The sequence below is a fragment of the Pseudoxanthomonas sp. G3 genome, from assembly GCF_057654715.1.
Genome location: NZ_CM172805.1, coordinates 1,038,939 through 1,064,893, shown reverse-complemented (window position 1 = coordinate 1,064,893; position 25,955 = coordinate 1,038,939). Strand labels below are relative to the sequence as shown.

Here is a 25,955-nt window from a genome sequence, read left to right as displayed (position 1 = left end):
CCCGGGCGGCTGACATGCTACCCCGGCTCGCCTTGGTGCCGGGCGAGCCGGCGGGCATCGGTCCGGAGCTCTGCGTCCGGCTGGCCCAGCAGCCGCGCACCGACTGCACCCTGCTCGCCTTCGCCGACGCGACCACGCTCGCGTCGGCGGCCAAGGCCTTGGGATTGCCGCTACAACTGATCGATGAAGACGCCGTCGCCACGCGCCCCGGCGACCTGAGACTGCGGTCGGTCCCCCATGCGGCACCGACGACCTTCGGACACACCGATCCGCGTAATGCGCGCGCCGTCATCGAGGCCCTGACGCTAGCCGCCGGCGCTTGCCTGGCCGGCGAACTCGACGGTGTCGTCACCGGCCCGGTGCACAAGGCCGCGATCAACGCCGGCGGCATCGCCTACAGCGGCACGACCGAATTGCTGGCCGAACAAGCGGGCCGGCCCGTGGTGATGATGCTCGCCAACGAGATCGTCCGCGTGGCGCTGGCCACTACGCACCTCCCGCTGCGCGCTGTGCCGGATGCTGTCTCGGCCACCACGCTGGAAGAGGTGCTGCGTATCACCGACCGCGCGCTACGCCATGACTTCGGTATCGCCCGCCCCACCCTCGCCGTGCTCGGCCTCAACCCGCACGCAGGCGAAGCCGGCCACCTGGGGCGCGAAGAGATCGAGGTCATCGAGCCCGTCCTGCACGCCCTGAGGGCGGAAGGGATGGAACTGGTCGGCCCGTTGCCCGCGGATACCGCCTTCCTGCCGCAGAAGCTGCGCGGCTTCGACGCGGTGGTGGCGATGTACCACGACCAGGGCCTGCCGGTGCTCAAGTACAGCGGCTTCGAGCACGCGGTGAACCTGACGCTGGGCCTGCCCTATCCTCGGGTCGCCGTCGACCATGGCACGGCGCTCGAGCTTGCGGGCAAGGGCATCGCCGACCCGTCCAGCCTGTTCGCCGCCGTGGCCACCTGCGCTCGCATCGCGTCTACACGAGGAGTGAGCGAGGAGAAGTGAGGTGTGAGCGAATCTCCAGCCTTTGTTCCCCTGCCTGCCCCACTCACTTCTCACTTCTCCACACTCACTCCTCGCCCCATGTCCTTCAAGGCCCCCCCCAAGAAGTCCCTCGGCCAGCACTTCCTGACCGACCGTAGCTATATCGAGAAGATCGTCATGGCGGTGAACCCGCAGCCGGGCGACCGTCTCGTCGAGATCGGGCCGGGCCAGGGCGCCATCACCTTCCCCCTGCTGCGCAAGCATGGCGAACTGACCGCCATCGAGTTCGACCGCGACCTCATCACCCCGCTGATGGAGGCCTCTGAGGGAGTGGGACGCCTGACCATCATCCACAAGGACGTGCTGGACGTGGATTTTGGCGAGCTCGCCGGCGAGGAGACGCTGCGCCTGGTCGGCAACCTGCCCTACAACCTGTCTTCGCCGATCCTGTTCCATGCCATCGAACACGCCGCATCGATCCGCGACATGGTCTTCATGCTGCAGAAGGAAGTCGTCGATCGCATGGCCGCCGAGCCCGGCAGCAAGGTGTACGGGCGGCTCAGTGTGATGCTGCAGGCCTACTGCCGCGTGGACAGCCTGTTCGTGGTGCCGCCGGGCGCTTTCCGCCCGCCACCGAAAGTGGATTCGGCCGTGGCACGGCTCGTGCCGCGCGCGGCGGACCAGGTGGGCATCGACGACCACCGGCGATTCGCCGACGTGGTGCGCGCGGCCTTCGGCCAACGCCGGAAAACGCTCCGCAACGCACTGTCCGGTACCTGCAGCGCCGAACAGATCGAAGCGGCCGGCCTGCGCCCCGAGCTGCGCGCGGAACAGGTGCCCGTGCAGGATTTCATCCGCCTGGCGAATCAGCCCGACGCGACGTGATCCCGTCGAAGCGGACGTTGTTTCCGCTTTGACGTGCCATTGCATACACTGAACGCATGGATTCCCCCGACTACGCCATCGATGTCGACGTCGCCACGCGCTTTCTGGACGACCAGTCCGCGCCGGAAGACGGCCGTTACGTGTTCGCGTACACCATCCGCATCCACAACCGCGGCCGCGTACCCGCGCAGCTGCTGCGTCGTCACTGGGTCATTACCGACGCCAACGGCAAGGTGCAGGAAGTGCACGGCGAAGGCGTGGTGGGCGAGCAGCCGTGGCTTCGTCCGGGCGAGGATTTCCGCTACACCTCCGGCGCCGTCCTCGAGACCGCGCTCGGCACCATGCAGGGACGCTACGACATGCTCGCCGACGACGGCACCCGCTTCGACGCGCCCATCGCCGCCTTCACCCTGTCCGTCCCGCGGACCCTGCACTGAGGCCCGGGCGCGATGAGTGTCTGGGCCATCGGCGACCTCCAGGGCTGCTACGACGCCACGCAGCGCCTGCTGGAGAAGATCCGTTTCGATCCCGCGCAGGACCGCCTGTGGTTCTGCGGCGACCTGGTGAACCGCGGCGGACAATCGCTGGAAACGCTGCGCCTCGTGCATTCCTTGCGCGAGCACAGCGTTGTCGTGCTGGGCAACCATGACCTGTCGCTGCTCGCGATCGGCGAGCGTTCGCCGGACGAACAGCGCAAGGTCAATGCCGACCTGCAGCGCGTGGTACTCGCCGAAGATGCGCGCACGCTGCTGGATTGGCTGCGCCTGCAGAAGCTGCTGCACGTGGACCGCGACCTGGGGTGGATGATGGTGCACGCCGGGCTCGCGCCGAAGTGGACCACCACGCTCGCGGAGAAGCATGCGCGCGAAGTGGAAGCGCAGCTGCACGGCAACGGCTACCGCAAGCTGTTCCGCAACATGTACGGCGACAAGCCGAACTGGGCCCCGCACCTGTCCGGCCACGACCGTTCGCGCGCCATCATCAACGTGCTCACGCGCATGCGCTACTGCACGCCGCGCGGGCGCATGGCGATCGAAGAGAAAGGCGCGCCGGGCCGACAGGCCCAGGGCCTGTATCCCTGGTACGAAGTCCCCGGCCGCGCCGAGCGCGACCTCAAGATCGTGTGCGGCCACTGGTCCACGCTCGGCCTGATGATCGGGCACGGCGTGCATGCGATCGACACCGGTGCGGTCTGGGGCGGCAAGCTGACCGCCTTGCAGCTGGATACCGACGAGATCCGGCTGGTGCAGGTGCAGGGCCGTGATGTTCCGCCGCCACCCAAGGGCGAACTGCCGAAGGATTGAGTGCGTAGCGTGCGCCGTGCGCCGTGCGCACGATCGCATGGACCCAGCACCGCGCAGTCGTGCGCATGGCGCACGCTACGTTCGGTCAGACGCGTCGGTACTCGACGAAGTCGAAAGCCAGCGCGTGCTTCGCATCCGCCGGATGGGGTTCGCGGGCGACCTCATGCCAGATGGCCGGATCGAAGGCCGGGAAGAATGCATGCGCATCCCCGACGTCGGTGTCGACTTCCGTGAGGTGCATTACATCGGCGCGGTCCAGCGTGAGCGCGTAGACTTCGCCGCCGCCGATCACGCACAGCTCGTCCGCGCCCTGCGCATCGGCGATCGCGATGGCTTCGTCCACCGACGCGACGGCCTGCATGCCCTCGAAGGGCACCGTGCCACGGCGCGTCAGCACCAGGTTCAAGCGGCCTGGCAACGCGCGCCCCAGGGATTCGGCGGTCCTGCGCCCCATCAGCACCGGTTTGCCCAGCGTCAGCGCCTTGAAGCGTTTCAGGTCGTCCGGCAAGCGCCACGGCAGATCGTTGTCGCGACCGATGGCCCGACGGCGATCGAGGGCGGCGATCAGCGAGATGCGCGGGCACTCATCCACGCTTACGATCCCTTGCACAGGCTCGCGCGAGCGACTCGAGTTGCTTCCAGCCAGGCATCAAGCGACTCAGTATCCGGGAGTGCTGCTGAGGACCGAGGGGCGACGCCGCCATGGCCTCCATCACCTTGTCACCGAATGTCGCGTGTTGATCCAACAGTCCCATTACCGTACCAGGACCACGCTCCGTCGGCGCCACCGCGCTGATCGCCTGCAATTCCCTAACGCTGAACACACCAGCGAGCATCGGTACGAACGCCGCGCGCGTGCGCGGATCCTGGCGCGCTTCCACCATCGCGGCGCGGACATCTCCATCGACGTACCGGTCGATCCCCGCCTCCAGCCCATTGCATGCCCGCACCTCGTCCTCGCTCCCCAGCAATTTCAAAGCCTCGCCCCAACCATCGCGGCGGGTCTTGCTCACGAACGCTTCCTGGTATTCGATGAGAACATACTTCTCGAACCACTGGTCGTAGGCGCGCTCCGCCTCTTCCAGCGATTGCGCCTCCAAGGGAGTCGCCATGACGCCGACGCAGAGCGACCACAGCAGCAGGCATGCAAGCAATGCGCGCATCACACCGCCACCGGCGCCTTGATCGCCGGGTGCGGGTCGTAGCCATGGATCTCGATATCGTCGAAGGTGAAGGCGAACAGGTCCGTGACGTCGGGATTGAGGTGCAGCGTCGGCAACGCGCGCGGCGCGCGTGACAACTGTTCGCGAGCCTGTTCGTAGTGGTTCGAGTACAGGTGCGCATCGCCCAGCGTATGCACGAAGTCGCCCACGCCGAGGCCCGTCGCCTGCGCGACCATGTGGGTCAGCAGCGCGTAGCTGGCGATGTTAAACGGCACGCCGAGGAAGATGTCGCCGCTGCGCTGGTAAAGCTGGCAGCTGAGCTTGCCGTCGACCACGTAGAACTGGAACAGCGAATGGCACGGCATCAGCGCCATCTTCGGCAACTCGGCCACGTTCCAGGCGCTGATCACCAGGCGGCGCGAATCCGGGTTGCGCTTGATCTCATCGACCAGCCACTGCATCTGGTCGACGGTCTTGCCGTCCGCGCCTTCCCAGCTGCGCCACTGCTTGCCGTAGACCGGGCCGAGTTCGCCGTTTTCGTCCGCCCACTCGTCCCAGATGCTGACCTTGTTGTCCTTGAGGTAGGCGATGTTGGTTTCGCCCTTCAGGAACCACAGCAGCTCGTGGATGATCGAGCGCAGGTGCAACTTCTTGGTGGTGACGAGCGGGAAGCCTTCATTGAGGTCGAAGCGCATCTGCCAGCCGAACACGCTGCGCGTGCCGGTGCCGGTACGGTCGGCCTTCTCGGCGCCCTGCTCCAGCACGTGGCGCAGCAGATCCAGGTACTGCTTCATGTCTTGTCTCCGGCGGCCGGTGGGGGAACGACGGGCTGCAATGTCGGCGCGCGACGCGATAGCCACAACAGGTAGAGGCCCAGCAGCACCAGCGGCACGCTGAGGATCTGGCCCTTGGTCAACCAGTCCCACGCGACGTAGTGGCCCTCGTCCGGCACGCGGACGAATTCCATCAGGAAGCGGAACACGCCGTACATCAGCGCGAACAGGCCCGAGATGAGGTAGCGCGGACGCGGCTTGCGCGAGACCGTCCACAGCACGACGAACATCACCAGGCCTTCGAGGAACGCTTGGTAAAGCTGCGAGGGATGGCGCGCGAACTGATCCAGCGCGCCGGTCGCGTACTGCGCCTGCAACTGGGCGGCGTCCAGTCCGCGCAACGCGGGATCGGTCGGGAAGATCACGCCCCAATCCGCCTGCGTGTACTTGCCCCACAGCTCCGCGCCGATGAAGTTGCCGAGGCGGCCGAAGCCCAGTCCCGGCGCGGCCAGCGGCGCAACGAAGTCCATCGTGTCGAAGAAGTGCAGGCGATGCTTGCGCGACCACCACAACGCCGCGGCCATCACGCCGAGCAGGCCGCCATGGAAGCTCATCCCGCCTTCCCACACCTTGAAGATCGACAATGGGTTGTCGAGGAAGGTGCCGAAGCCATAGAACAGGACGTAACCGATGCGCCCGCCCAGCACGACGCCAAGCATCGCGTAGAACATCAGGTCCGAGAACGCGTCGGCATTGACGCCCGGCAGGCGTCCCTGCGCGGCGCGCATGCGCCCGAGCCACCAGGCCACGACGAAAGCCAGCAGGTACATCAGGCCGTACCAGTGCAGCTTGACCGGTCCCAGCGAAAAGATGATCGGGTCGATCTGATGAAGGTAGATCATGCGCCTCGGCAATGCCGGTGGGGAGCGGCTATTTTGCCCCACCCCGCCCGTGCGTGGATGACTGGCCGACCGCGTAGCGCCGAGCTTGCTCGGCTGAGGGAGCATCCGGGCATCACGTCAGCGTAGCAAGCTCCGCTCTACGGGCTCGAGATCAATCCAGCAGGTGCGGCCGGTTGGGCAGTTCGTCCTCATCGGCGTGGCCCGCCTGCTGCGGAAAATGCTGGGCCAGCAATGCCGAGGCCGCCGCGATGCCATCCAGGACGGCCTGCTCGGCCCGGCCCTCGCGCATGCCCGTCTCGATCCGTTGGCAGACCTCGCGCCACTGCGCGTCACTGACTCGTCCGGCCAGGCCGCGGTCCGCGACGATTTCGATGCGGTGGTCCGCCAGCAGCAGGTAGATCAGCACGCCGTTGTTGGCCTCGGTGTCCCAGGTGCGCAGGCGGACGAACACCTCGTGCGCGCGCTCGCGCGGCTCCACGCCGGACATCACGGCGCTGGGCGGCAGGTTGGATTCCACCGCGAACATCACTTCGCCGCGATGCAGGCGCTCGCCGGCCGCGATCGCGTCGGTGATGCGGTGCAGGCTGTCTTCCGGGAACAGCCGGCGGGCGGACCGCGCGAACAGATGGCGGAACAGGCGCATCACCAGCTCCCCGAGGCGCCACCGCCTCCGGACATGCCACCCCCACCGCCCCAGCCGCCCCCACCGAAGCCGCCTCCGCCACCACCGAACCCACCGCCTCCCCAGCCACCGTCACCGCCGCCCCAGCCGCCCCAGTCGCGATGCCGCGCATAGCCACCGCGCGTCGATACCGAAGCCAGGCCGTAAAGCAGGCCGAAGACACCGGCGATGCCGGCAGGAATGAGCGAAGAAAGCAGCAGCGCGACGCCGGCGGCGGCACCGCCAGTGAACAGGCCACGCAGCCCGGCCGGCGCGCGACCGAACATGCCGCGCACGATGGTCGCCACGATGAAGGCGGCGAACAAGGCAAAGAACCAGTCGCCGCCGCGCCCGCCGCCCGGACTGCCGCGGTGCGTGCTGACGGGAGCCGGCAGCGCTTCGCCGTCGATCAGTTTCACCAGCACGCCGGTGGCGTCGGTGATGCCGCCGGCGAAGTCGCCAGCGCGGAACTTGGGCACCAGGTATTCCTGGATGACCCGGTTGGCGACCGCGTCGGGAATCGCGCCTTCCAGCCCGTAGCCGGTATGGATGCGCACCCGTCGGTCGTCTTTCGCGACCAGGAGGATGACCGCATCATCCACGCCCTTGCGGCCCAGCTTCCACTGGTCGAACGCGCGCTGGGTGTAGTCGAAGATATCCTCGGGCTGCGTGCTGGGCACGATGAGCACCTGCAACTGGCTACCCTTGCGCTGCTGCAACGCCAGTGCCTGCTGTTCGAGCTGCTGCTTCTGCGCGGCATCGAGCGTGCCGGTGGTGTCGACCACCGGCGAATCCAATGGCGGGATGGCGGCCAGCGACTGCGCCCAGGCGGGCGCCGCCATTAACAGCAGGCACAACGCCAGCGCGCGCAGCATGGGGGCGATGGACGTGGCTCAGTTGCCCGGCGACGGAGGTGGTGGCGGGGTGGGCGCCTGCGGTGCGGCCGGCGGCGGCGTGCCGAAGTCCACGGCCGGGGCCTCGGAAATCGCAGCTTCGTTCTCGACGGTGAAGTTCGGCTTTTCCTTGGCCCCGGTGAGCTTGGCGGTGATCACCTGCGGGAACTGGCGGATATAGGTGTTGTAGTCCTGCACCGCCTGGATATAGCGGCCACGCGCGACGGTGATGCGGTTCTCGGTGCCTTCGAGTTGCGCCTGCAGGTCGCGGAAGGACTGGTCGGACTTCAGATTCGGATAGTTCTCGGTGACGACCAGCAGCCGCGACAGCGCGCTACCCAGTTCCGTCTGCGCCTGCTGGAACTGCGCAAGCGAGGCCGCATCGTCCGCATTGACCTGGATCTGCCCCACCCGCGCGCGCGCGTTGGTCACGTCGGTCAGAACCTGGCGCTCCTGCTGCGCGTAGCCCTGCACGGTCTTGACCAGGTTGGGGATCAGGTCGGCGCGGCGCTTGTACTGGTTGAGCACTTCGGACCAGCCGGCCTTCACCGCTTCGTCCTTCTGCTGGATGGTGTTGTAGCCGCAACCGGACAACAGCGCGACCAGCACGACGAGCAACCACAGACGCGACACCTGGCGCATGGCACGACACTCCCTGGATGGACGACCGCGATTGCAGCACCTTGCCCAGGATGGCGCAAGCATGCGCGGCATCACGCACGGGGCGCGTGCGTTAGGCTTCCGTGAAAAAAGAAGGGCTCCCGCGGGAGCCCTTCGCACAGCCGCAGCGAATGCTTGGGTTACTCGCGCACCATGCGCTGGTTGGCGCGCTTCTTCGCCCACAGATTGAGGCATTCGACCACCGCAGAGAAGCCCATCGCGCCGTACAGGTAACCCTTCTCGATGTGCAGTTCGAAGCCATCGAGCAGCAGGTAGGCACCGACCGCGACGATGAACGCCAGCGCCAGCATCTTGATCGTGGGGTTGTTGTCGATGAACTGGCCCAGCGGGCGCGCCGCGAGCAGCATCACCGCCACCGCCAGCAGGATGGCCGCGACCATCACCGGCGTGTGGTTGGCCATGCCGACGGCCGCGATCACCGAGTCCAGCGAGAACACGATGTCGATCACCGCGATCTGCGCGATCACGCCAGCGAACGAAACCGCCGGACGCGTGTGCACGTCTTCCGAGTCGGGCTCGCCCTTCACCAGTTCCAGGATTTCCTTGGTGCCCTTCACCAGCAGGAACACGCCACCCAGGATCAGCACCAGGTCGCGCACCGAGATGCCCTGGCCGAAGAGGGTGAACAGGTCGGCGGTGAGACCGGCCAGCCACGCCAACGTCAGCAGCAGGAGGATGCGGGTGATGCAGGCTACCGCGATGCCGAACTTGCGCGCCACTTCGCGCTGGTGCGGCGGCAGCTTGCTGACCGCGATCGAGATGAAGACCAGGTTGTCGATGCCCAGCACGATCTCGATCGCACTCAGCGTGATCAGCGTGATCCACACCTGCGGATCGGTAAGCAATTCCATCATCGGGGGGTACCTAGGTTCAGATCAAAAGTTCACAGGTAGCGCGGCGCGAGGATCAGTGCCCAGCACAGCAACACGTTCATCATCAGCACGAACACGGCGGCGGAGCCCATGTCCTTGGCCCGGCCGGCCAGTTCGTGGTGCTCCGGCCCGTAGCGTTCGATCACCGCCTCCACCGCCGAGTTCAGCAGTTCCGCCGCGAGCACCAGCAGGCAGCTGCCGATCATCACCGCGCGTTCCAGACCGGTCTGCCCCAGCCACACTGCCAGCGGCGCCATGACGAGGAGGAGATAGACCTCCAGCCGGAACGACGATTCATGCATCCAGGCCGCGCGCAATCCCTGCAGGGACCACACGGTGGCTTTCAGGATGCGGCCGGGGCCGCGCGGGAGATGTCCGGTTTCGTCTGCCATGGGGCGGGTGGAGGCGGAAGTGGCCCCGCATCGGCCCTGGCCGGTCGGGCCGAGGCCGGATCCAGCGAAGGGACATGTCGGGTGGAGCCGGCGCAGTCACCGCGCCAAGGTGGCGATTTTGCCACAAGGCGCCGCCGGGACGGGCCCGCGTGGTTTGCATCGCCCCGGGACGGCTGCTCCACTAGGGCCCGCCCGAACCGAAGGAGCCTTCCCGTCGTGCCTTTCCTGAATACCGTTCGCCTGCCCCTGTTCACCGCCGCGCTGGCCACCCTGCTGGCCGCCTGCGCCGGCGTTCCAGCGACCACGACCCCGGCCACCGCCGCGCCCTCCGCGCCGGCCAGAAGCGCTCCGCGCATTCCCGAGCAGGTCTCGAATCCGGCCTGGGAAGCCGACATGCAGCGCTTCGAGGCCGCCGACGCGCAGTCGCCTCCGCCGCGCGGCGGCGTGCTGTTCATCGGCAGCTCGTCGATCCGCTTCTGGGACACGCTGGCGCAGGATTTCCCCGGCGTGCCCGTGATCAACCGCGGCTTCGGCGGCTCCGAGCTGCGCGACAGCACGTGGTACGCCGATCGCATCATCGTGCCGTACGCACCGCGCCAGATCCTGATCTACGCGGGCGACAACGACCTCAATGCCGGGCGCACACCGCAGCAGCTGCGCGCGGATTTCATCGCCTTCGTGGAACGCGTGCGCCGCGACCTGCCGACAACCAGGATCGGCTACATCAGCAACAAGCCGAGTCCCTCGCGCGCGCAGCTGCTGTCCGTGCAGCGGGAGGCGAACGCATTGATCCAGGCCGAAGCGAAGCATCTGGGGGTGGACTACATCGATATCTTCACCCCCATGCTGGATGCGACGGGCCAGCCGGACGAAAGCCTGTTCATCGAGGACCGCCTGCATATGAACCGCGCCGGCTACGTCATCTGGCGAGGCGTGATCGCGCCCTACGTCAAGTAGGTGCTCGCGCAAAAAAGAAGCCCGGCGATGCCGGGCTTCTTCGTTGCAGCATCCGCTGGCGTCAGAAGCCGCTGACGTTGAGGCGTCCGCCCGTCACCGTCTTGCCCTGCAGCGACGGCGTCGGCACGGTGGCCCCGAGGATGGCCGCCTTGATCTGCGCCGCCGTCACGCCCGGACGCGTGGACGCATAGAGGGCAGCGGCGCCGGTCACGTGCGGCGTCGCCATCGACGTGCCGTTGTAGCTGGCATAGCCCGACACCAGTTGGCCCTTGGACGAGGTGGGCACCGTCGACCAGATGCCGTAGCCCGGTGCGCCCAGGTCCACAGTGGTCGCGCCGTAGTTGTAGACGAGCGCGCCGGTCGAACGGAGAGCGGCCACCGAGATGATGCTCGCGTTCGGGTACGACGCCGGATAGCACGCGCCCGACGTATTGCCCTCGCAGTTCACGCTGTCGTTGCCGGCGGCGACGATCGTCAGGATCTCGGCCTGGCCCGCGCGGTCGATGGCATCGCTCAACGCCTGCGAATAGCCGCCGCCGCCCCACGAGTTGTTCGTCGCCACCAGGTTCAGGCCATGGCGGGTCTTGAGGTCGGTGAAGTAGTCCAGCGCCTTGACGGCATTGGCCGTGCTGCCGCCGCGACGACCGAGGAACTTGCCACTGATCAGCTTCACGCCGCTCCAGCACACGCCCGCCACGCCCTTGCCGTTGCCGCCCACGCCGGCGATGGTGCCGGCCACGTGCGTGCCGTGGTCGTCGTTGGCGCCAGCGGAGTTGATGTTGTTGGTGTTGCCGTCGAAATCCCAGCCGCGCACGTCGTCGACGTAGCCGTTGCCGTCGTTGTCCACGCCATCGACCGGATCGTACGGATTGGTCCAGATGTTCGCCGCCAGGTCTTCGTGGGTGTAGTAGATGCCTTCGTCGATCACGCCGACCACGACGTTGCCGCAGCTGGTGTGGCCCGCGGCCCACGCTTCGGATGCCTGCGAGCCGTACACGTTCGTGGGCGTGCCCGCATCGCCGTACATGCCCCACAACGAACCGTTGGTGGAATAGGTGTCGTTGGAGACCGCGTTGTGCTGGTAGGTCCAGTTCGGCTCGGCGTACTCCACGGCCGGATCGGCGCTCAGCGCCTGCACGGCAGCAGACAGGTCGACGTTGCCCGGCAGCTTCAGCAGCGCGATCTCGCCACTGCGGCCGTTGCCACGGCGCACCGTTTCCAGCTTCTGCGCGCCCAGGCCGTGCGCGACGGCGTCACGATCGGCGGCGACGGCACCGTCGCGGTACTTCACCAACAACTCACCGCTGGCGTGGGGCTTGCCTTCCTTCAGTCCCTTGATCACCAGGTCGGGCCTGCCGCCCGCGCTGGCCGCCTGTGCCGCCCCCATCGCCACAAGCGTCAATCCCACCCATACCGCCATGCGATTCTTCTTCATAAACCGATCCGACTCCGAGTGTTGTGGTTGCCGCGCCGAACGGCGCGGTGGATCGAATCTAGCTTGTAATTTCGGTTCTAGATATCCAATTTGACTCACACTTTCGCTGTGCGAAAAAAATACCTGCGATGGCACCGGTAGCCATGAGAACGACTCGCATCGCAGCGCCTGATGCCGCTGCGATGCGTCACGTCATTTGAAGGGATCAGCGCCTGCGCGGCGCGCCTTCCGGTTGGTGAAGACTGAGCACGTTGCCGTCCGGATCGAGGAAATCCAGCGACAGCCCACCGTCCGGCGATTCGCTCACCGGCACCACGATCTCCACCCCCTTCTCCGCCAGCGCTACGGCATGGTCGTCGATGCCGCCATCCAGACTGAAAACGACCACCGGCGATTCGCCCGCGCGCGCCTCGCGCGGGATGAACACCAGGCTCAGGTCGCCCACATCACCGACGGCGAACGGACCATCGTGGCCCTCCACGACCTGCACGGGCAGGCCGAGCGTGTCGCGGTAAAAGGCGACCGACCGGGCCAGGTCAGAGACGAAAAAGACGATGGCACCCACCTTGCAATTGCTGATCATGGGAGTTCCTCCTGTGTGATTCCCTTCTCTTCGTTGCCGCGAGGCCGCGATGTGTGAGCGCGCGCATCGATCAGGACCAAGTGGCCATCGGGATCGTGCGTACCCAGGCCCTCGCCGACCCGCATGGCAGCCTTCAGCGCCCGCCGCACCAGGCCGAACTGCAGATCGACAGCCCGTGCCGGATCGCGCAGGTAAGCCAAGGCCAGGCTTTCGGCGCGCACCTGGGGAGACTGCGCAGCCACGGCGCGCCGGACCGTGGTCAGCCGCTGGCGGAACGCCGTGGGCTGGATCCGCAGGATCCAGCGGATCTCGTCCGCCGACAGGCCGTGCAGGGCGAGCAAGGCAACGCGGCGCGCCGAGGGCGGCAGCGTGGCGAGCCAGGCCTGCGGCGCACCATGTTCCGACGGCGCGGGCGTGGCATCGACAGGGTCTTCGCCCTGCAGCGCCACTTCGGTCTCGCGACGTCGCCTTCGCACGCTGCCGCGCGCCGCGAACGCCGCCTGACGCCGCAACACCCCCGATAGCCACGGCAGGTCATGGCGGCCGGCCACGCACGCGGCCAGCAGGGTCTCCTGCACAAGATCTTCGGCGTCTTCCACGCGCCGGCACAAGCGCAGCGCCTGCGCGCGCAACTGGCGATAGGCCGCCAGCGTCAGCGCTTCCTGCCCCACGCCGTCCGTCACTCAGTCGTCCCGATGGATGGCGGTGCCGCGACTGCCGTCGGGGCGGATCCACCCGCGGTACATCCCGCGCGTACTGAGCACCAGCACCACGTTACCGTCGCGGTCCAGCGCGATCACGCCCCCGTCACCGCCATGCGCGGGGACCTCGCCCAGCACCACGTCCTCGGCGGCGTCGCGCAGCCGGTCGCCACGGTAGGCCACGCGCGCCGCGATGTCGTGGGCCACCACGTTCCGGATGTAGTACTCCCCCCAACCCGTACAGGACACCGCGCAGCGCGCATCGGCCCACGTGCCTGCACCGATCAGGGGCGAGTCGCCCACGCGCCCCCAGCGCTTGTTCGTCATCCCACCCGTCGATGTCGCCGCAGCGAGGTGTCCGCGGCTATCCAGCGCGACCGCACCCACCGTGCCGAAGTAGCGCCCGCGCAGGTCCGGATTGGCCTGCCAGGTCTGCTGCTCGAGCCGCTGAGCCTCGACCAGTTGCAACCGGCGCGGCTCGGTGGAGAACCAGTCGTTCGGCACGCGCTCGATTTCCGGATGCAGGTCGGCGAACTGCTCGGCGCCGGCGCCGACCAGGAACACATGCGGCGAATCCTCCAGCACGCGGCGCGCGAGTCGCACCGGATTGCGTACGCTGGACACGCCGGCGACCGCGCCGGCACGCCGGTGCTGGCCGTCCATGATCGAGGCATCGAGTTCGTGGCGGCCGTCGGCGGTGAACACCGCGCCGCGCCCCGCATTGAAGTAGGGCGAATCCTCCAGCACGCACACCGATGCCTCCACCGCATCCAGCGCGCTGCCGCCCGAGGCGAGCACACTGTGGCCCGCGTCCAGGGCGCGGTCCAGCTCGGCATGGATGCGCTCGGCGGTGGCATCGCCCAGCGTCGCCATGTCGATCACACCCGCCCCGCCGTGGATGGCCAGCGCGAGCGGCCTGCGCGGGGAATGCGTACTCATGGCGCCCTCCGGTCTGCATGACCCGACGGCGCCAGCATACTCCGCGCTACTGCGAACGGAGCGCCTCGATCGGGTCGAGCTGCGAGGCCTTGCGCGCGGGGTAGTAGCCGAAGAACAAACCCGTTGCGATCGAGAAGCCGGCCGCCAGGCCGATCACCTGCCCGTTCAACGCCACCGGCAATTCGCTGAACTTGCCGACCAGCAGCGCGCCGACCACGCCGATCACGATGCCCAGCACGCCGCCACCCAACGACAGCAGCATGGCCTCGGCGAGGAATTGCCGTCGCACGTCGCTGGGTCCGGCACCCACGGCCATGCGCAGGCCGATTTCGCGGATGCGCTCGGTTACCGACACCAGCATGATGTTCATGATGCCGATGCCGCCGACGATCAACGAGATGGTGGCCACCGCGCCGAGCAGCAGCGACATCAGCTTCGTCGTAGCGGTGCGCGTGGCGACGATCTCCGAGATGTTGCGGACGTTGAAGTCGTCCTCTTCGCCCGGATTGATCTTGTGCCGTTGGCGCAGCAGGGCTTCCACCTCACCCTGCACGTAGCTCAGATCCTTCGCATCCGCGACGGTCAGCGCCACCTGCATCACGGCCCCGGGGGGCAGGCCCATCGAGCCCATCAACCGGCGACGCGCGGTTTCCAGCGGCACCATGATCACGTCGTCCTGGTCCTGGCCGAAGCCGCCCTGGCCTTTCGGCGCCAGCGTGGCCACCACGGTGAAGGGGACGCGGCCCAGGCGCACGGTCTGGCCCACGCCGCTGTCTTCGCCGAACAGCGTGCGGCGCACGGTCTCGCCGAGGATCACCACCTTGCCGGCGCTGGAGTAATCCTGCGCGTCGAAGCCCTCGCCGTTGGCGATCACCCAGCTGTTGATGTCGAAGAAATCCGCCTGCACGCCCTGCCAGCTGGTCGACGCATTGTTCTCGGCGAACACGACCTGGGTGTTGCCGCGCAACGCGCCGGCGACGTACTGCACTTCGGGGATCTCGTTGCGGATCGCATCGACGTCGCCCTCGTTGAGGGTGAAGAAGCTGCTCGAGCTCATCCGCACGCCACCGCCACCGGGCCCACGGCCGGCGCCCGGGCTGATGTCCAGCCGCTGCGAGCCCAAGCCCGACACGAGCTTGTCGATCTCGGCCTGCGTGCCCTGCCCGACCGACACCATCACGATGACGGCGGCGATGCCGATGATCACACCCAGCGAAGTCAGCGCGCTGCGCATCCAGTTGCCGCGCAGCGCATGCAGCGCGGTGCGCAGGATGTCGGAAAATTTCATGGGCGGCCTCCGGCGTGCTCGAGGTCTTCGTGCAGCTCTCCGTCGCGCATCACCAGGATGCGGTCGGCGTGCGCGGCGACTTCGGCGTCGTGGGTGATCAGGATGACCGTATGTCCGTCATCGCGCAGGCGCTTGAACAGGGCCAGGATCTCCTCGCCCGTCTTGCTGTCGAGCGCGCCGGTCGGTTCGTCGGCGAGCAGGATGGGCGGCTGGTTGATCAGCGCGCGCGCGATGGCCACGCGCTGCTGCTGGCCGCCGGACAGTTCGTTCGGGCGATGCCCGGCACGCTCCGCCAGGCCGACCGCGGCGAGGGCCTGGCGCGCACGCTCGGTACGTTCGCCGGGCGGCACCTGCGCATAGCCCAGCGGCATCGCCACGTTCTCCAGCGCGGTCATGCGCGGCAGCAAGTGGAAGCCCTGGAAGACGAAGCCGATCTTTTCGCGCCGCAGGATCGCCAGTTGCTCGGCATCCAGCGTCGCCACATCGATGCCGTCGCACAGATAGCGGCCGTCGCTGGGCGTGTCCAGGCAGCCGATCAGGTTCATCAGCGTCGACTTGCCGGAGCCCGACGGCCCCATGATGGCGACGAAATCGCCACGGTCCACGCGCATGTCCACGCCCTTGAGCGCGACCACTTCCGCCTCGGTGCCCGCGGAATAGACCTTGCCCAGCGCGTGCGTCTGGATGACCGGCACGCGTTCGCCGGTAGGTGCGGACGGCATGCTCATTCCTTCGCGCGCTCGCCCACGACCACGACGTCGCCTTCTTTCACCGCGCCGGAGACCTCGGTGCTGGTGCCGTCGCTGGCGCCGATGCGCACCTGCGCCATCTCCGGCTTGCCGTCGACGAGCTTGTAGATCGGCGCGCGCTTGGCGCCGAGCAGGGTGCGCAGTTCACCGTCCCAACGCTGCTTCTGCATATCGTCCAGGGTGGCGCGGAACGGGGCGAAGTCCTGCTGCATGCGCTCGGCCATGCGCTGGCGGATCTGCGCCTGCATGGCGCCGCCGCCGGCGCCGGCCGTCACCATGCGCGGACCGCCACCAGGACCGCCACCGAACATGCGGGAACCGCCCTGCTGCTGCGCCTGCGCCATGCGCGCGGCCTGGCGTTCGCGCAGCGCGGCAAGCGCGGCATCGAAGGCGGCCTGCTGCTCGGGCTTCAACTGCAGGCCACCGGCCACGCGCACGAGGTCATCGCTGATGCCGCCGCCACGGCTCTGGCCGCCGGGCGGCGCCTGCCCAGCGGGCGCCCCGTTGGCCTCCTCGCCGGTCGGCTTGTAGCGCAGTGCGGCATTGGAGACCTTGAGGATGTTGTCGCGCTTGCTGACCTCGATCTCGGCGTTGACGGTCAGGCCCGGCAACAGCGTGCCGTCGGTGTTGTCCACGCTGACCACGACCGGATAGGTCACCACGTTGTTGGTGGTGGTCGCGGACAGGCGCACCTGCTGCACCTCGCCCCGGAACTGGCGATCGGCAAAGGCATCGACGGTGAAGGACACCGCCTGCCCCACCTTGACCTGGCCGATGTCGGCTTCGTCGACGGCCAGTTCGATCTTCATCTTCGAGAGGTCCTCGGCGATGGTGAACAGCTCCGGCGCCTGCAGGCTGGCGGCCACGGTCTGGCCCGGCTCGATCGTGCGCGTGAGCACCACGCCGTCCACCGGCGAGCGGATCACGGTGCGGTCCAGATTGACGCGCGTAGTCTGGGTGGAGGCAGTCTGCTGGCGGATCGAGGCCTGCGCCGCGTTGACCTGCGCGCGCGCCTGGTCGCGCGCCGCTCGCGCCAAGTCCACATCGCTCTGTGCGACCAGCTTCTGCTTGCCCAGGTCCGCCTTGCGGGTGTAATCGAGTTCGGCGTTGGCCAGCGTGGCCTGCGCCTGCCTGAGGTTGGCCTGGGCGTTGGCGATCTGCGCGTTGCCCTGCGCGATCTGCGCCTCGTAGGTGCTGGGGTCGATGCGCGCGAGCACTTCGCCCTTCTTGACCTCGCTGTTGTAGTCGACCATCACGTCGGTCACCTGGCCGGAAATCTGGCTGCCGACGGTCACGGTGGAGATCGCGCTCAGCGTGCCGGTGGCCGAAATGGCCACGCGGATGTCGCCGCGCTCGATGGTGGCGGTGCGATAGGCACTCTCCGCGGACTCGCCCTTACGGGACGTCCACCACCAGGCGCCGCCGCCGAGGAGGGCGACCACGGCGATGCCGAGCAGCACGTTGGGGACGATGGACTTCTTGCGGAGGGAGGAACGTGCAGGCTGGCTCATGCGGTGAGTCGGCTCGGAGAGTGGGGAATCGGGGACGGGAACGCGCGGGGAGCCGCGGCGTTGACAGCCCCGGCCACCGGTCAGTTCCCGTATAGATTACGGAACGAAGCGGATCGTCGCGGTGGTGCCGCGTCCAAGCTCGCTGTCGAGCTCGATCTTCCAGCCGAAGCGGTCGCACAGGCGGCTGACGATGGACAGGCCCAGGCCGCTGCCATGGGGCCGGTTGGGATCGGCGCGGTAGAAAGGCTCGAAGACCCGGACCATCGATTCGGCCGACATGCCGATGCCGGTATCCCGCACGACCACGCGGTCCGGCTCCAGGATCACGTCGATCCTGCCGCGGTCGGTATACGTGCAGGCGTTGCGCAGCAGGTTGCTGACCACCACCTGGAACACCCGCGGCGGCGCATGCAGGCGCGGGCGGGCATGCAGGGTCACTTCCAGGTCGACCGGCTTGTTGAGCAACAGGGTGCGCGCGTTCTCCGCTTCGTCCATGACGATGTCCGCCACGTCGAAATCCTCGCTCTGCGGTTCCACCTCGGCCTCGCGGGCGAGGATGAGGAAGGCGTCGATCACCGCCTCCATGTCGCGGCCGGCGCGCTGGATGCGCTGCAATGCCCGGGCCACGCGCGGCGGCGAGTCCTCGGCCATACCCATGTCGGTGGCCACGCGGATGACCGTCAGCGGCGTGCGCAGCTCATGGCTGGCGTCGCGGGTGAAGTCGCGCTCGCGCGCGATGTGGGCGGTGACGCGCTGAGCTAGGCCGTGCAAGGCCGAGGCCAGTTGGCGGGCTTCGCCCTGCACGTCGTTGGGAAGGCGGTCCGGCGCCAGGCCGCTGACGTCGGGGCGCCGCGGATCCCACTCGGCCACCTGCCGCGCCAGCCAGCTGACCGGCGACACCAGCCGTTTGGAGGCCCGGTACGTCAGCCACGACACCAGGTAGATGGCCACCAGCGTCATGATGATCGGTACGGTGCCGAAGTAGAACGCCAGGCGCTCGGCCTGCGAGCGCAGGAACACCAGGTAGAGCCGGCCGGCCGGCTGCTCGTCGACCAGCACCAGCAGGTCATCGGCCTTGAGTTCGTGGAAGCCGGGCTTCAGCTCGCGCAGGTTTTCCGGCAGCACCAGGTTCGAGTGCCCCTTCAACACCAGATAGCCGCGCAAATTGTGGGTGTTCGGCGGCGGCTGCGCGGTCGACGCGCTGTACAGCTCCCAGAAGTGCGTGGCCTCTTCCTGCAGCGCGGTGTTCATCAGGCTGTGCTTGATCACCGCGGAGATCAGGTACACGCCCAGCACGATGGCCAGGCTGACCATGACGGCCTGCAGGATGAAGGCGATCCTGAGCTTGCGGGGCAGTCCGTGACGCATCGGCGTGTCGTCGGGCAAAAGGCGGAGTATGCCGCGCGCCGACGCCGGGGCTCAGCCGATATCGGCGATGCGGTAGCCCGCGCTCTGCACGGTGTGCAGCAGCGGCTTGTCGAACGGCTTGTCGATCACCTTGCGCAGGTTGTACAGGTGGCTGCGCAGGGTGTCCGAATCCGGCAACCCGTTGCCCCAGATCTCGCGTTCGATTTCCTGGCGCGTGACCACGCGCGGCGATTCGCGCATCAGGATCGTCAGCAAGCGCAGGCCGATCGGCGAGAGCATCAGTTCGGTGCCGCCGCGGGTGGCGCGCATGCTCACCGGGTCCAGCACCAGGTCGGCGACCTTCAACACCTCCGCACCGACCTGACGGCGCTCGCGGCGGATCAGGGCGCGCAGGCGCGCCTCCAGTTCCTGGATCGCGAAGGGCTTGGTGAGGTAGTCGTCGGCGCCGGAGCTCAGGCCGGTCAGCTTGTCGTCCAGGGTGTCGCGCGCCGTCAGCATCAGGACCGGCGTGGACTTGCGCGCTTCGTTGCGCAGGCGCTTGCAGACTTCCATGCCGTCCAGGCGCGGCAGCATCAGGTCCAGCACCAGCACGTCGTAGCTGTTTTCCACGGCCAGGCGGTAACCGTCCAGGCCATCGGTGGCGTAGTCGACCTCGAAACCGCGCCCTTCCAGGTACTCCCCGATCATCTCGGAGATGTTGCGGTTGTCTTCCACCACCAGGACGAGACCCGCAGTTTCCTGACTGTGTCGCATGACGGCTCCTTTGAAGGCTTCAGGTTTGTGAAACTACCCGGACACCGGTAGACGCCATGTGAAGACCGCGGCTGCATTCAGCCCGCAGTTGGGATTAGGCTTCGCCATCCCTCCCCGACCCTTCCGCCATGATCGAACGCGTCCTGCCCCTCTTCCTACTGCTCGCCTCGAATGTCTTCATGACCTTTGCCTGGTACGGGCACCTGAAGTACAAGTCCGCCCCGCTGTTCGTCGCGATCCTGGCCAGCTGGGGCATCGCGTTCTTCGAATACACCCTGATGGTGCCGGCCAACCGGATGGGCAGTGCCGTGTACTCGGTGGTCCAGCTGAAGACCATCCAGGAGATCCTGACCCTGCTGGTGTTCGCCGGCTTCAGCACCTGGTACCTGGGCCAGCCGCTGAAGTGGAACCACTACGCCGCCTTCGCCCTGATCGTGGGCGCGGCGTTCCTGATGTTCTACGAATGAAGCAGGAATGAGGTGAGAGGAGTGAGGAGTGAGCAGAGCCCTGCTTTTCCTTGCTTCTCACTCCTATCCACTCACTCCTAGAACCGGATCTTCCCGATCAGGATGTCCTTGAACATCACCCAGTCGCCGGCGAAGGAATAGAACGGATGCTTGAAGGTGGCAGGCCGGTTTTTCTCGAAGAAGAAATGGCCGACCCAGGCGAAGCCATAGCCGCAGAACAGCGCGGCCAGCAGCCACCAGGCGTTGCGGTCGACGATGGCCCACGCCAGCAGCGCCAGCACGCCGCAGCTGCCGATGAAGTGCAGTCGGCGCGAGGTGCGGTTGCTGTGCTCGTTGAGGTAGAACGGATAGAACTCGCGGAAGCTGGCGAAGCGGCTCATGTCCCCTCCCACAGGGTCAGGCGGCGCGTGGCGAGAACATGATCACCGCCATGCCGGCCAGGCACAAGCCGGCGCCCAGCACGTCCCAGCGGGTGGGTTTCACCGCGTCCACGGCCCACAGCCACGCGATCGCCATGCAGACATACACCCCGCCGTAAGCCGCATACACGCGGCCGGAGGCCGCGGGGTGCAGCGTCAGCAGCCAGGCGAACAGGGCCAGGCTGGCCGCGGCCGGGAGCAGCGACCAGGCGCTGCCGCCCTTGCGCAGCCACAGGTAGGGGAGATAGCAGCCGACGATCTCGGCCAGCGCGGTGACAAGGAAGAGCAGCAGGGTCTTCATGTCCACAGTAGAGCGGAGCTCGCTCCGCTGCGTCTACCATCCAAGAGAGAAATACCGCCCGCGGAGCAAAGCACGCGCCGCTCTACGGAGATTCGTTCCGCTTCACCCGCGCCCACAGCGCTTCCTGCGCCTCCAGCTCCAATGCGGACATCGTGGTGCCTTCGGCGGCCGCGAGCGCTTCCATCGCGCGGAAGCGGCGTTCGAACTTCAGATTGGCCCGGCGCAGCGCGCTACCCACGTCCACCTTCGCGTGGCGCGCGAGGTTGGCGGCGACAAACAGCAAGTCGCCGATCTCGTCCTCCAGCCGCGCATCGCGCTCCGGCGAAGGGGTTGCGGCGAGCTCGACGCGGACCTCGTCGATTTCCTCGTGCAGCTTGTCGATCACCGGCGCGGTATCGGGCCAGTCGAAGCCCACGCGCGCCGCGCGTGACTGCAGCTTCACCGCGCGCTGCCACTCCGGCAGCCCGCGCGAGACGCCCGCCAGCGCGGACGCGTCTTCTTCGCCGGCGGCCTTGCGCTCGGCGGCCTTGATCGCTTCCCAGTTGACGGTCTGCGCCTCGGCATCGGCGAAGGAGGCGTCGCCGAAGACATGAGGATGCCGACGCACCATCTTGTCGCAGATGGCGTCCACCACATCGTCGAACGCGAACGCGCCCTGCTCCTTCGCCATCTGCGCATGGAAGACGACCTGTAGCAGCAGGTCGCCCAGCTCGTCCTTCAGCGCGTGCAGATCGCCGCGGTCGATCGCGTCGGCGACTTCGTAGGCTTCCTCGATCGTGTACGGCGCGATCGTCGAAAAGTCCTGCTCGAGGTCCCACGGGCAGCCGCCATCGGGGTTGCGCAGCCGGGCCATGATGGCCAGCAGCCGCGCGATGCCCTCAGGCGCTGCGGACATGTCCATGTTCGTCCCCGAGCGCCTGCGCCAGCCAGGTGCGCCAGGGCAGCGTCATGTCGCCCATCGCGACGAAATCGCCGTTGAGCAGCGTCTCCCGGCGGTTGTAGCGGAAGGCGCGGCCATCCGGCGCCAGCAGCGCGCCGCCGGCGGCTTCCAGCACGCATTGCGCCGCAGCGGTGTCCCACTCGCTGGTCGGCCCGAAGCGCGGGTAGACGTCGAGCGTGCCTTCGGCGATGCGGCAGAACTTCAGCGACGAGCCCAGCGATATTTCTTCGATCCCGCCCATCGCATCGAGGAAGGCCTGCGTGCGCGCATCGCGGTGCGAGCGGCTGGCTGCCACCCTCAGCGCGCCCGTCGCCGGCGCACGCGTGCGGATCTGCGCGTCCACGTCGCCCACGCGGCGGTAGGCGTTGCGGCCCTGGCGCGCGTGCCACGTTTCGCCGGTCACCGGCGCGTGGACTACGCCGAAGATAGGCTCGTTCTGTTCGATCAGCGCGATGTTCACCGTGAACTCGCCATTGCGCTTGATGAACTCGCGGGTGCCGTCCAGCGGATCCACCAGCCAGTACGTTGGCCATTGGCTGCGTTCGGCCCACGGGATGTCCGAGGCTTCTTCCGACAGCACCGGCCATTGCGGCGTCAGCCGGCGCAGGCCGTCGGTGATGACGCGATGCGCGGCCATGTCGGCGGCGGTGAGCGGGCTGTCGTCGGTCTTCTGCTGGACGTCGAAGGCGCCTTCGTACACGGCCATGATGGCCTGGCCCGCTTCGCGGGCGATGACGATGACGGCTTCGTGCAGGTCTGCGGTCATGCGCGTCATGCCGGGCTTTTCAACCATTCGCGGGCAATGAACAACGCCGCAAGCGAACGGCCTTCCGAAAAATCCTCGCGCAGCATCAGCTGGTCGAGGTCTTGCAACTTCCAGGGCACTACTTCCAACTCCTCGGGTTCATCCCCCGGCAGGCGCTCGGGGTACAGGTCTCTTGCCACCACCAGCCAGGACTGGTGGCTCATGTAGGTGGGCGCCAGCGTCAGGCTGCGCAGCACGTCGAGCCGGCGCGCGCCGAAACCGGCTTCTTCCTTGAGTTCGCGGTCGGCGGCCTGCGCCGGCGTTTCGCCCGCGTCGATGCGGCCCTTCACCAGGCCCAGCTCGTAGCGGTGCATGCCGGCGGCGTATTCGCGCACGAGCAGCACCGTGTCGTCGTCGCGCATCGGCACCACGACCACGGCGCCGTGGCCCTGCGAACGCAGCCGGTGGTACCGCCGCCGCTCGCCGTTGCTGAACTCCAGGTCCAGCTCTTCCACGTGCCGGTCCGGCCCGTCGGTGCGCTGGGTGATCCCGTGGATGATCGGCAGGCGGCTCATGCGCGGGAACGGCATCCACGCCAGGCGCGCGATGCGCGGCGACGGCAGGGGGCGAGGGCCGATATCATGGGGGGATGCGACAAACGGATCATCAAGCCAGCATGCTAACAGAGGCGGACGACTGGCGTGCCCGCGACCTGTCGGTGGTGTGGCACCCCTGCACCCAGATGCGTGAGCATCCGCACACCTTGCCGCTGGTCCCGATCGCGCGCGGCGAAGGCGCCTGGCTGGTCGGCCATGACGGGACCCGCTACCTGGACGCGGTCAGCAGTTGGTGGACCAACCTGTTCGGCCATGCGGAACCCCGTATCGGCGCCGCGATTGCCGCCCAGGCCGGCGCGCTGGAACAGGTGATGCTGGCCGGTTTCACCCATGCGCCGGCGGTGTCGTTGGCGGAACGGCTGCTGGCGCTCGCGCCCCGACAGCCCGACCGTGCGCCGCTGGCCAAGGTCTTCTACGCCGACAACGGCTCGGCCGGTGTGGAAGTGGCGCTGAAGATGGCCTTCCACTGGTTCCACAACCGCGGCGAACACCGGCGCACGAAGTTCATCGCGCTGGAGAACGGCTACCACGGCGAAACCCTGGGCGCGCTGGCCGTGGGCGACATTCCGCTGTACCGGCGGGTCTACGCGCCGCTGCTGGCCGAAGCCCTGTTCGCGCCCTCGCCCGACGCCTACCTGGCGCGCGACGGCGAGTCGCCCGCCGAGTGCGCGGCGCGCGCGGCGGATGCGTTGGCGACCCTGCTGGACCAGCACCCCGGCGAGATCTGCGCGGTCATCGTCGAACCGCGCGTGCAATGCGCGGGCGGCATGCGCATGCATCATCCGGACTACCTGTCGCGGGTGCGCGAACTCTGCGATGCGAGTGGTGCGTTTCTCATCGCCGACGAGATCGCCGTAGGATTCGGCCGCACCGGCACGCTGTTCGCCAGCGAGCAAAGCGGCGTGATGCCCGACCTGATGTGCCTGTCCAAAGGCCTGACCGGTGGCTTCATGCCGCTGGCGGCGGTGCTCGCCACGCAGGCACTCTTCGACGGCTTCCTGGATGACTCGCGCGAGCGCGCGTTCCTGCACTCGCACAGCTATACCGGCAATCCGCTGGCGTGTGCGGCCGCGTTGGCGTCGCTGGACATCTTCCGCGACGACGACATCCTGGCCCGCAACCGCGCCACCGCACGCGCGATGGCTGCGCTGGCCGAGCCGCTGGCCGCGCACCGCCATGTCGCCGACGTGCGCCAGGCCGGGATGATGCTGGCCTTCGAACTCACGCGCGACGGCGACAAGGCCACGCCCTTCCCTGCCACGGCGCGCGTGGGCTTGAAGGCCTATCGCGCCGCGCTGGCACGCGGCGTGGTGCTGCGCCCGCTGGGCGACGTGCTGTACTGGATGCCGCCTTACTGCGTGGATGCCGACGACCTGCAGTATCTGGCCGACGTCACCCGCCATGCCATCGAGGAAGCCACCGCATGCGCCTGACCCGCTGTTACGTGGCGCTGCCGCTGCAGGCGGGTGCGCACGTCGTCCTGCCCGAGGTGACGGCCAACCACCTGGCCCGCGTGCTGCGGCTGCGCGAAGGCGATCCCTGTGTGTTGTTCAACGGCGACGGTCAGGATCATGACGGCCGCATCGCGTCGATCGGCAAGCGCGAGGTGGTGGTCGAACTGCAGGCCTCGCGCGCGGTGGACAATGAGTCCCCCCTGCGCGTGACGCTGCTGCAGGGTGTCGCGCGCGGCGAGAAGATGGACCTGATCCTGCAGAAGGCGACCGAACTGGGCGTCGCCGCGATCATGCCGGTCATGGCCGAACGCACCGAGGTGAAGCTGGATGCCGAGCGCGCGGAAAAACGCGTGGCGCACTGGCGCAGCGTCATCGCCTCCGCCTGCGAACAGAGCGGTCGCGCGCGCCTGCCGGCGTTGTCCGCACCCACCCCGCTCAACGAGGCCGCACGGGGCATCGCCGACGATGCGATACGCCTGACCCTCGATCCGAACGGCGACGTGTCGCTGGCGACCGTGCAGGTCACGACGGGTGCGGTGGTGGTGGCGATCGGTCCGGAGGGCGGCTGGTCGCCGCGCGATCGCGAGATCCTGTCGGCGGCCGGGTTCACCGGACTGCGCCTGGGACCGCGCATCCTGCGTACGGAAACTGCAGGACTGGCGGCCATCGCGGCGCTGCAATCGCGCTTCGGCGATCTGTAGATCGATTGTGCATGAGCGTGGGCCAAGGCCCACGCGACAAGCGGACCCGGTCAGGCCGCGTTGGCCAGCGCTTCGCCGATCATCGTTTCCACGACTTCCAGGTCCGGCAGCACCGCGGCTTCATCGCCCAGCAGCACGCGCACCTTCACGCCGACCGGCAGATCGTCTTCGGTCGCGTCCGCCAGCAGGCCGTCGCGCGGCACCGACACCAGGCGCGGGAACGAGGGCGTCAGCAACGCGAAGTACGGGCGATCCTTGTCGCCGCTCAACGCCTTCAGCACCACGATCTTGCTGTTGAGCGCCACGGGATCGTTCGGGTTGCCGCTGAGGCGACCGAACGCCACCAGCGGCACCGGCCACCCGTGCCAGTCGATCCGCCCAGGCAACCAGTCCGGCATGCCGTCGATGGGCTCCACCGGCGCGCGCGTCAGCACTTCGGCAACGGTGGCATTGGGCAGCAGCAGGCGGTGTTCGCCCGCCTGGATCAGGACGCCGCGAATTTCGTCGTTGGAGTGGGCCAT

At 67.8% G+C, this 25,955-nt stretch carries 31 protein-coding genes and 1 pseudogene; 8 read left to right on the top strand and 24 right to left on the bottom strand.

Annotated features, from left to right (window positions below):
- The first annotated feature begins 14 nt into the window (after nucleotides 1-14).
- From pdxA to AC23D6_RS04845, 4 genes and pseudogenes are all read left to right on the top strand, one after another.
- Nucleotides 15-1,001, top strand: a complete 987-nt coding sequence (gene pdxA / locus AC23D6_RS04860) for a 4-hydroxythreonine-4-phosphate dehydrogenase PdxA (RefSeq protein WP_487751689.1) — start codon at nucleotides 15-17, stop codon at nucleotides 999-1,001.
- Between the two features lie 78 nt (nucleotides 1,002-1,079).
- Nucleotides 1,080-1,865: a 16S rRNA (adenine(1518)-N(6)/adenine(1519)-N(6))-dimethyltransferase RsmA gene (rsmA, locus tag AC23D6_RS04855; protein ID WP_487751688.1), complete on the top strand. Its 786-nt coding sequence runs from the start codon at nucleotides 1,080-1,082 to the stop codon at nucleotides 1,863-1,865.
- A gap of 56 nt (nucleotides 1,866-1,921) precedes the next feature.
- Nucleotides 1,922-2,302, top strand: coding sequence for a Co2+/Mg2+ efflux protein ApaG (gene apaG, locus AC23D6_RS04850; protein ID WP_271250466.1), 381 nt, complete (start codon nucleotides 1,922-1,924; stop codon nucleotides 2,300-2,302).
- A gap of 12 nt (nucleotides 2,303-2,314) precedes the next feature.
- Nucleotides 2,315-3,160, top strand: a pseudogene (locus tag AC23D6_RS04845) (symmetrical bis(5'-nucleosyl)-tetraphosphatase); the annotation flags it as partial.
- Between the two features lie 94 nt (nucleotides 3,161-3,254).
- On the opposite strand, the gene AC23D6_RS04840 reads toward AC23D6_RS04845, so the two are convergent.
- The 9 genes from AC23D6_RS04840 to AC23D6_RS04800 form a co-directional block, all read right to left on the bottom strand.
- Nucleotides 3,255-3,743, bottom strand: coding sequence for a dihydrofolate reductase (locus AC23D6_RS04840; protein WP_487752573.1), 489 nt, complete (start codon nucleotides 3,741-3,743; stop codon nucleotides 3,255-3,257).
- 10 nt (nucleotides 3,744-3,753) lie between these two features.
- Entirely contained in the window at nucleotides 3,754-4,332 is a 579-nt protein-coding gene (locus AC23D6_RS04835) for a hypothetical protein (RefSeq protein WP_487751687.1), read from the bottom strand.
- Nucleotides 4,332-5,126: a thymidylate synthase gene (locus tag AC23D6_RS04830; RefSeq protein ID WP_487751686.1), complete on the bottom strand. Its 795-nt coding sequence runs from the start codon at nucleotides 5,124-5,126 to the stop codon at nucleotides 4,332-4,334. Before AC23D6_RS04830 ends, AC23D6_RS04835 begins: the two co-directional genes overlap by 1 nt.
- On the bottom strand, nucleotides 5,123-6,007 hold the full coding sequence (gene lgt, locus AC23D6_RS04825) for a prolipoprotein diacylglyceryl transferase (RefSeq protein ID WP_487751685.1): 885 nt from the start codon (nucleotides 6,005-6,007) through the stop codon (nucleotides 5,123-5,125). Before lgt ends, AC23D6_RS04830 begins: the two co-directional genes overlap by 4 nt.
- A gap of 151 nt (nucleotides 6,008-6,158) precedes the next feature.
- Nucleotides 6,159-6,650: a TPM domain-containing protein gene (locus AC23D6_RS04820; RefSeq protein WP_487751684.1), complete on the bottom strand. Its 492-nt coding sequence runs from the start codon at nucleotides 6,648-6,650 to the stop codon at nucleotides 6,159-6,161.
- Nucleotides 6,650-7,543, bottom strand: coding sequence for a TPM domain-containing protein (locus AC23D6_RS04815; RefSeq protein ID WP_487751683.1), 894 nt, complete (start codon nucleotides 7,541-7,543; stop codon nucleotides 6,650-6,652). Before AC23D6_RS04815 ends, AC23D6_RS04820 begins: the two co-directional genes overlap by 1 nt.
- A gap of 18 nt (nucleotides 7,544-7,561) precedes the next feature.
- Nucleotides 7,562-8,203, bottom strand: a complete 642-nt coding sequence (locus AC23D6_RS04810; RefSeq protein ID WP_487751682.1) for a LemA family protein — start codon at nucleotides 8,201-8,203, stop codon at nucleotides 7,562-7,564.
- Nucleotides 8,204-8,361: 158 nt separating this feature from the next.
- Nucleotides 8,362-9,096 (bottom strand): TerC family protein, encoded by a 735-nt coding sequence (locus AC23D6_RS04805; RefSeq protein WP_487751681.1) that lies wholly within the window; start codon nucleotides 9,094-9,096, stop codon nucleotides 8,362-8,364.
- Nucleotides 9,097-9,125: 29 nt separating this feature from the next.
- Nucleotides 9,126-9,506 carry a diacylglycerol kinase gene (locus tag AC23D6_RS04800; protein WP_487751680.1) on the bottom strand — a complete coding sequence of 127 codons (381 nt, stop codon included), beginning with the start codon at nucleotides 9,504-9,506 and terminating at the stop codon, nucleotides 9,126-9,128.
- Between the two features lie 225 nt (nucleotides 9,507-9,731).
- On the opposite strand from AC23D6_RS04800, the gene AC23D6_RS04795 reads away from it, so the two are divergent.
- The gene (locus AC23D6_RS04795) at nucleotides 9,732-10,463 is read left to right on the top strand and encodes an SGNH/GDSL hydrolase family protein (protein ID WP_487752572.1); all 732 of its coding nucleotides are present in this window, start codon (nucleotides 9,732-9,734) and stop codon (nucleotides 10,461-10,463) included.
- 61 nt (nucleotides 10,464-10,524) lie between these two features.
- On the opposite strand, the gene AC23D6_RS04790 is transcribed toward AC23D6_RS04795, so the two are convergent.
- From AC23D6_RS04790 to AC23D6_RS04750, 9 genes are all read right to left on the bottom strand, one after another.
- Nucleotides 10,525-11,898, bottom strand: a complete 1,374-nt coding sequence (locus AC23D6_RS04790) for a S8 family peptidase (protein WP_487751679.1) — start codon at nucleotides 11,896-11,898, stop codon at nucleotides 10,525-10,527.
- Nucleotides 11,899-12,103: 205 nt separating this feature from the next.
- Nucleotides 12,104-12,481 (bottom strand): VOC family protein, encoded by a 378-nt coding sequence (locus tag AC23D6_RS04785; protein ID WP_487751678.1) that lies wholly within the window; start codon nucleotides 12,479-12,481, stop codon nucleotides 12,104-12,106.
- A complete protein-coding gene (locus AC23D6_RS04780; RefSeq protein WP_487751677.1) occupies nucleotides 12,478-13,164 on the bottom strand; it encodes an RNA polymerase sigma factor in 687 nt (228 codons plus the stop codon). The genes AC23D6_RS04785 and AC23D6_RS04780 overlap by 4 nt, the downstream gene beginning before the upstream one ends.
- Nucleotides 13,165-14,121 carry an isoaspartyl peptidase/L-asparaginase family protein gene (locus tag AC23D6_RS04775; protein ID WP_487751676.1) on the bottom strand — a complete coding sequence of 319 codons (957 nt, stop codon included), beginning with the start codon at nucleotides 14,119-14,121 and terminating at the stop codon, nucleotides 13,165-13,167. It abuts the gene before it with no gap.
- A gap of 46 nt (nucleotides 14,122-14,167) precedes the next feature.
- Nucleotides 14,168-15,409: an ABC transporter permease gene (locus AC23D6_RS04770; protein ID WP_487751675.1), complete on the bottom strand. Its 1,242-nt coding sequence runs from the start codon at nucleotides 15,407-15,409 to the stop codon at nucleotides 14,168-14,170.
- On the bottom strand, nucleotides 15,406-16,131 hold the full coding sequence (locus AC23D6_RS04765) for an ABC transporter ATP-binding protein (protein ID WP_487751674.1): 726 nt from the start codon (nucleotides 16,129-16,131) through the stop codon (nucleotides 15,406-15,408). The genes AC23D6_RS04770 and AC23D6_RS04765 overlap by 4 nt, the downstream gene beginning before the upstream one ends.
- Nucleotides 16,132-16,133: 2 nt before the next feature.
- Entirely contained in the window at nucleotides 16,134-17,669 is a 1,536-nt protein-coding gene (locus AC23D6_RS04760) for an efflux RND transporter periplasmic adaptor subunit (RefSeq protein ID WP_487751673.1), read from the bottom strand.
- Nucleotides 17,670-17,765: 96 nt separating this feature from the next.
- Entirely contained in the window at nucleotides 17,766-19,037 is a 1,272-nt protein-coding gene (locus AC23D6_RS04755; RefSeq protein WP_487751672.1) for a sensor histidine kinase, read from the bottom strand.
- A gap of 51 nt (nucleotides 19,038-19,088) precedes the next feature.
- On the bottom strand, nucleotides 19,089-19,790 hold the full coding sequence (locus AC23D6_RS04750) for a response regulator transcription factor (RefSeq protein WP_056879702.1): 702 nt from the start codon (nucleotides 19,788-19,790) through the stop codon (nucleotides 19,089-19,091).
- Between the two features lie 128 nt (nucleotides 19,791-19,918).
- Between AC23D6_RS04750 and AC23D6_RS04745 the strand changes: the two genes are divergently transcribed.
- The gene (locus tag AC23D6_RS04745; protein ID WP_487751671.1) at nucleotides 19,919-20,257 is read left to right on the top strand and encodes a DMT family protein; all 339 of its coding nucleotides are present in this window, start codon (nucleotides 19,919-19,921) and stop codon (nucleotides 20,255-20,257) included.
- A 77-nt stretch (nucleotides 20,258-20,334) separates the two neighbouring features.
- Here the strand turns inward: AC23D6_RS04745 and AC23D6_RS04740 are convergent, their stop codons facing one another.
- The 5 genes from AC23D6_RS04740 to nudE form a co-directional block, all read right to left on the bottom strand.
- Nucleotides 20,335-20,637, bottom strand: coding sequence for an Mpo1-like protein (locus AC23D6_RS04740; protein ID WP_487751670.1), 303 nt, complete (start codon nucleotides 20,635-20,637; stop codon nucleotides 20,335-20,337).
- A 16-nt stretch (nucleotides 20,638-20,653) separates the two neighbouring features.
- Nucleotides 20,654-20,977, bottom strand: coding sequence for a YnfA family protein (locus tag AC23D6_RS04735; protein WP_487751669.1), 324 nt, complete (start codon nucleotides 20,975-20,977; stop codon nucleotides 20,654-20,656).
- An 82-nt stretch (nucleotides 20,978-21,059) separates the two neighbouring features.
- A complete protein-coding gene (mazG, locus tag AC23D6_RS04730) occupies nucleotides 21,060-21,872 on the bottom strand; it encodes a nucleoside triphosphate pyrophosphohydrolase (protein ID WP_487751668.1) in 813 nt (270 codons plus the stop codon).
- On the bottom strand, nucleotides 21,856-22,692 hold the full coding sequence (cysQ, locus tag AC23D6_RS04725; RefSeq protein WP_487751667.1) for a 3'(2'),5'-bisphosphate nucleotidase CysQ: 837 nt from the start codon (nucleotides 22,690-22,692) through the stop codon (nucleotides 21,856-21,858). Before cysQ ends, mazG begins: the two co-directional genes overlap by 17 nt.
- The gene (gene nudE, locus AC23D6_RS04720) at nucleotides 22,689-23,237 is read right to left on the bottom strand and encodes an ADP compounds hydrolase NudE (RefSeq protein WP_487751666.1); all 549 of its coding nucleotides are present in this window, start codon (nucleotides 23,235-23,237) and stop codon (nucleotides 22,689-22,691) included. Before nudE ends, cysQ begins: the two co-directional genes overlap by 4 nt.
- Nucleotides 23,238-23,311: 74 nt before the next feature.
- Between nudE and bioA the strand changes: the two genes are divergently transcribed.
- Together bioA and AC23D6_RS04710 are read left to right on the top strand one after the other, a co-directional pair.
- A complete protein-coding gene (gene bioA, locus AC23D6_RS04715) occupies nucleotides 23,312-24,712 on the top strand; it encodes an adenosylmethionine--8-amino-7-oxononanoate transaminase (protein ID WP_487751665.1) in 1,401 nt (466 codons plus the stop codon).
- Nucleotides 24,703-25,434: a 16S rRNA (uracil(1498)-N(3))-methyltransferase gene (locus AC23D6_RS04710; RefSeq protein ID WP_487751664.1), complete on the top strand. Its 732-nt coding sequence runs from the start codon at nucleotides 24,703-24,705 to the stop codon at nucleotides 25,432-25,434. The genes bioA and AC23D6_RS04710 overlap by 10 nt, the downstream gene beginning before the upstream one ends.
- Before the next feature lie 50 nt (nucleotides 25,435-25,484).
- Here AC23D6_RS04710 and AC23D6_RS04705 read toward each other — a convergent pair whose 3' ends face one another.
- Nucleotides 25,485-25,955, bottom strand: coding sequence for a chemotaxis protein CheW (locus tag AC23D6_RS04705; protein WP_487751663.1), 471 nt, complete (start codon nucleotides 25,953-25,955; stop codon nucleotides 25,485-25,487).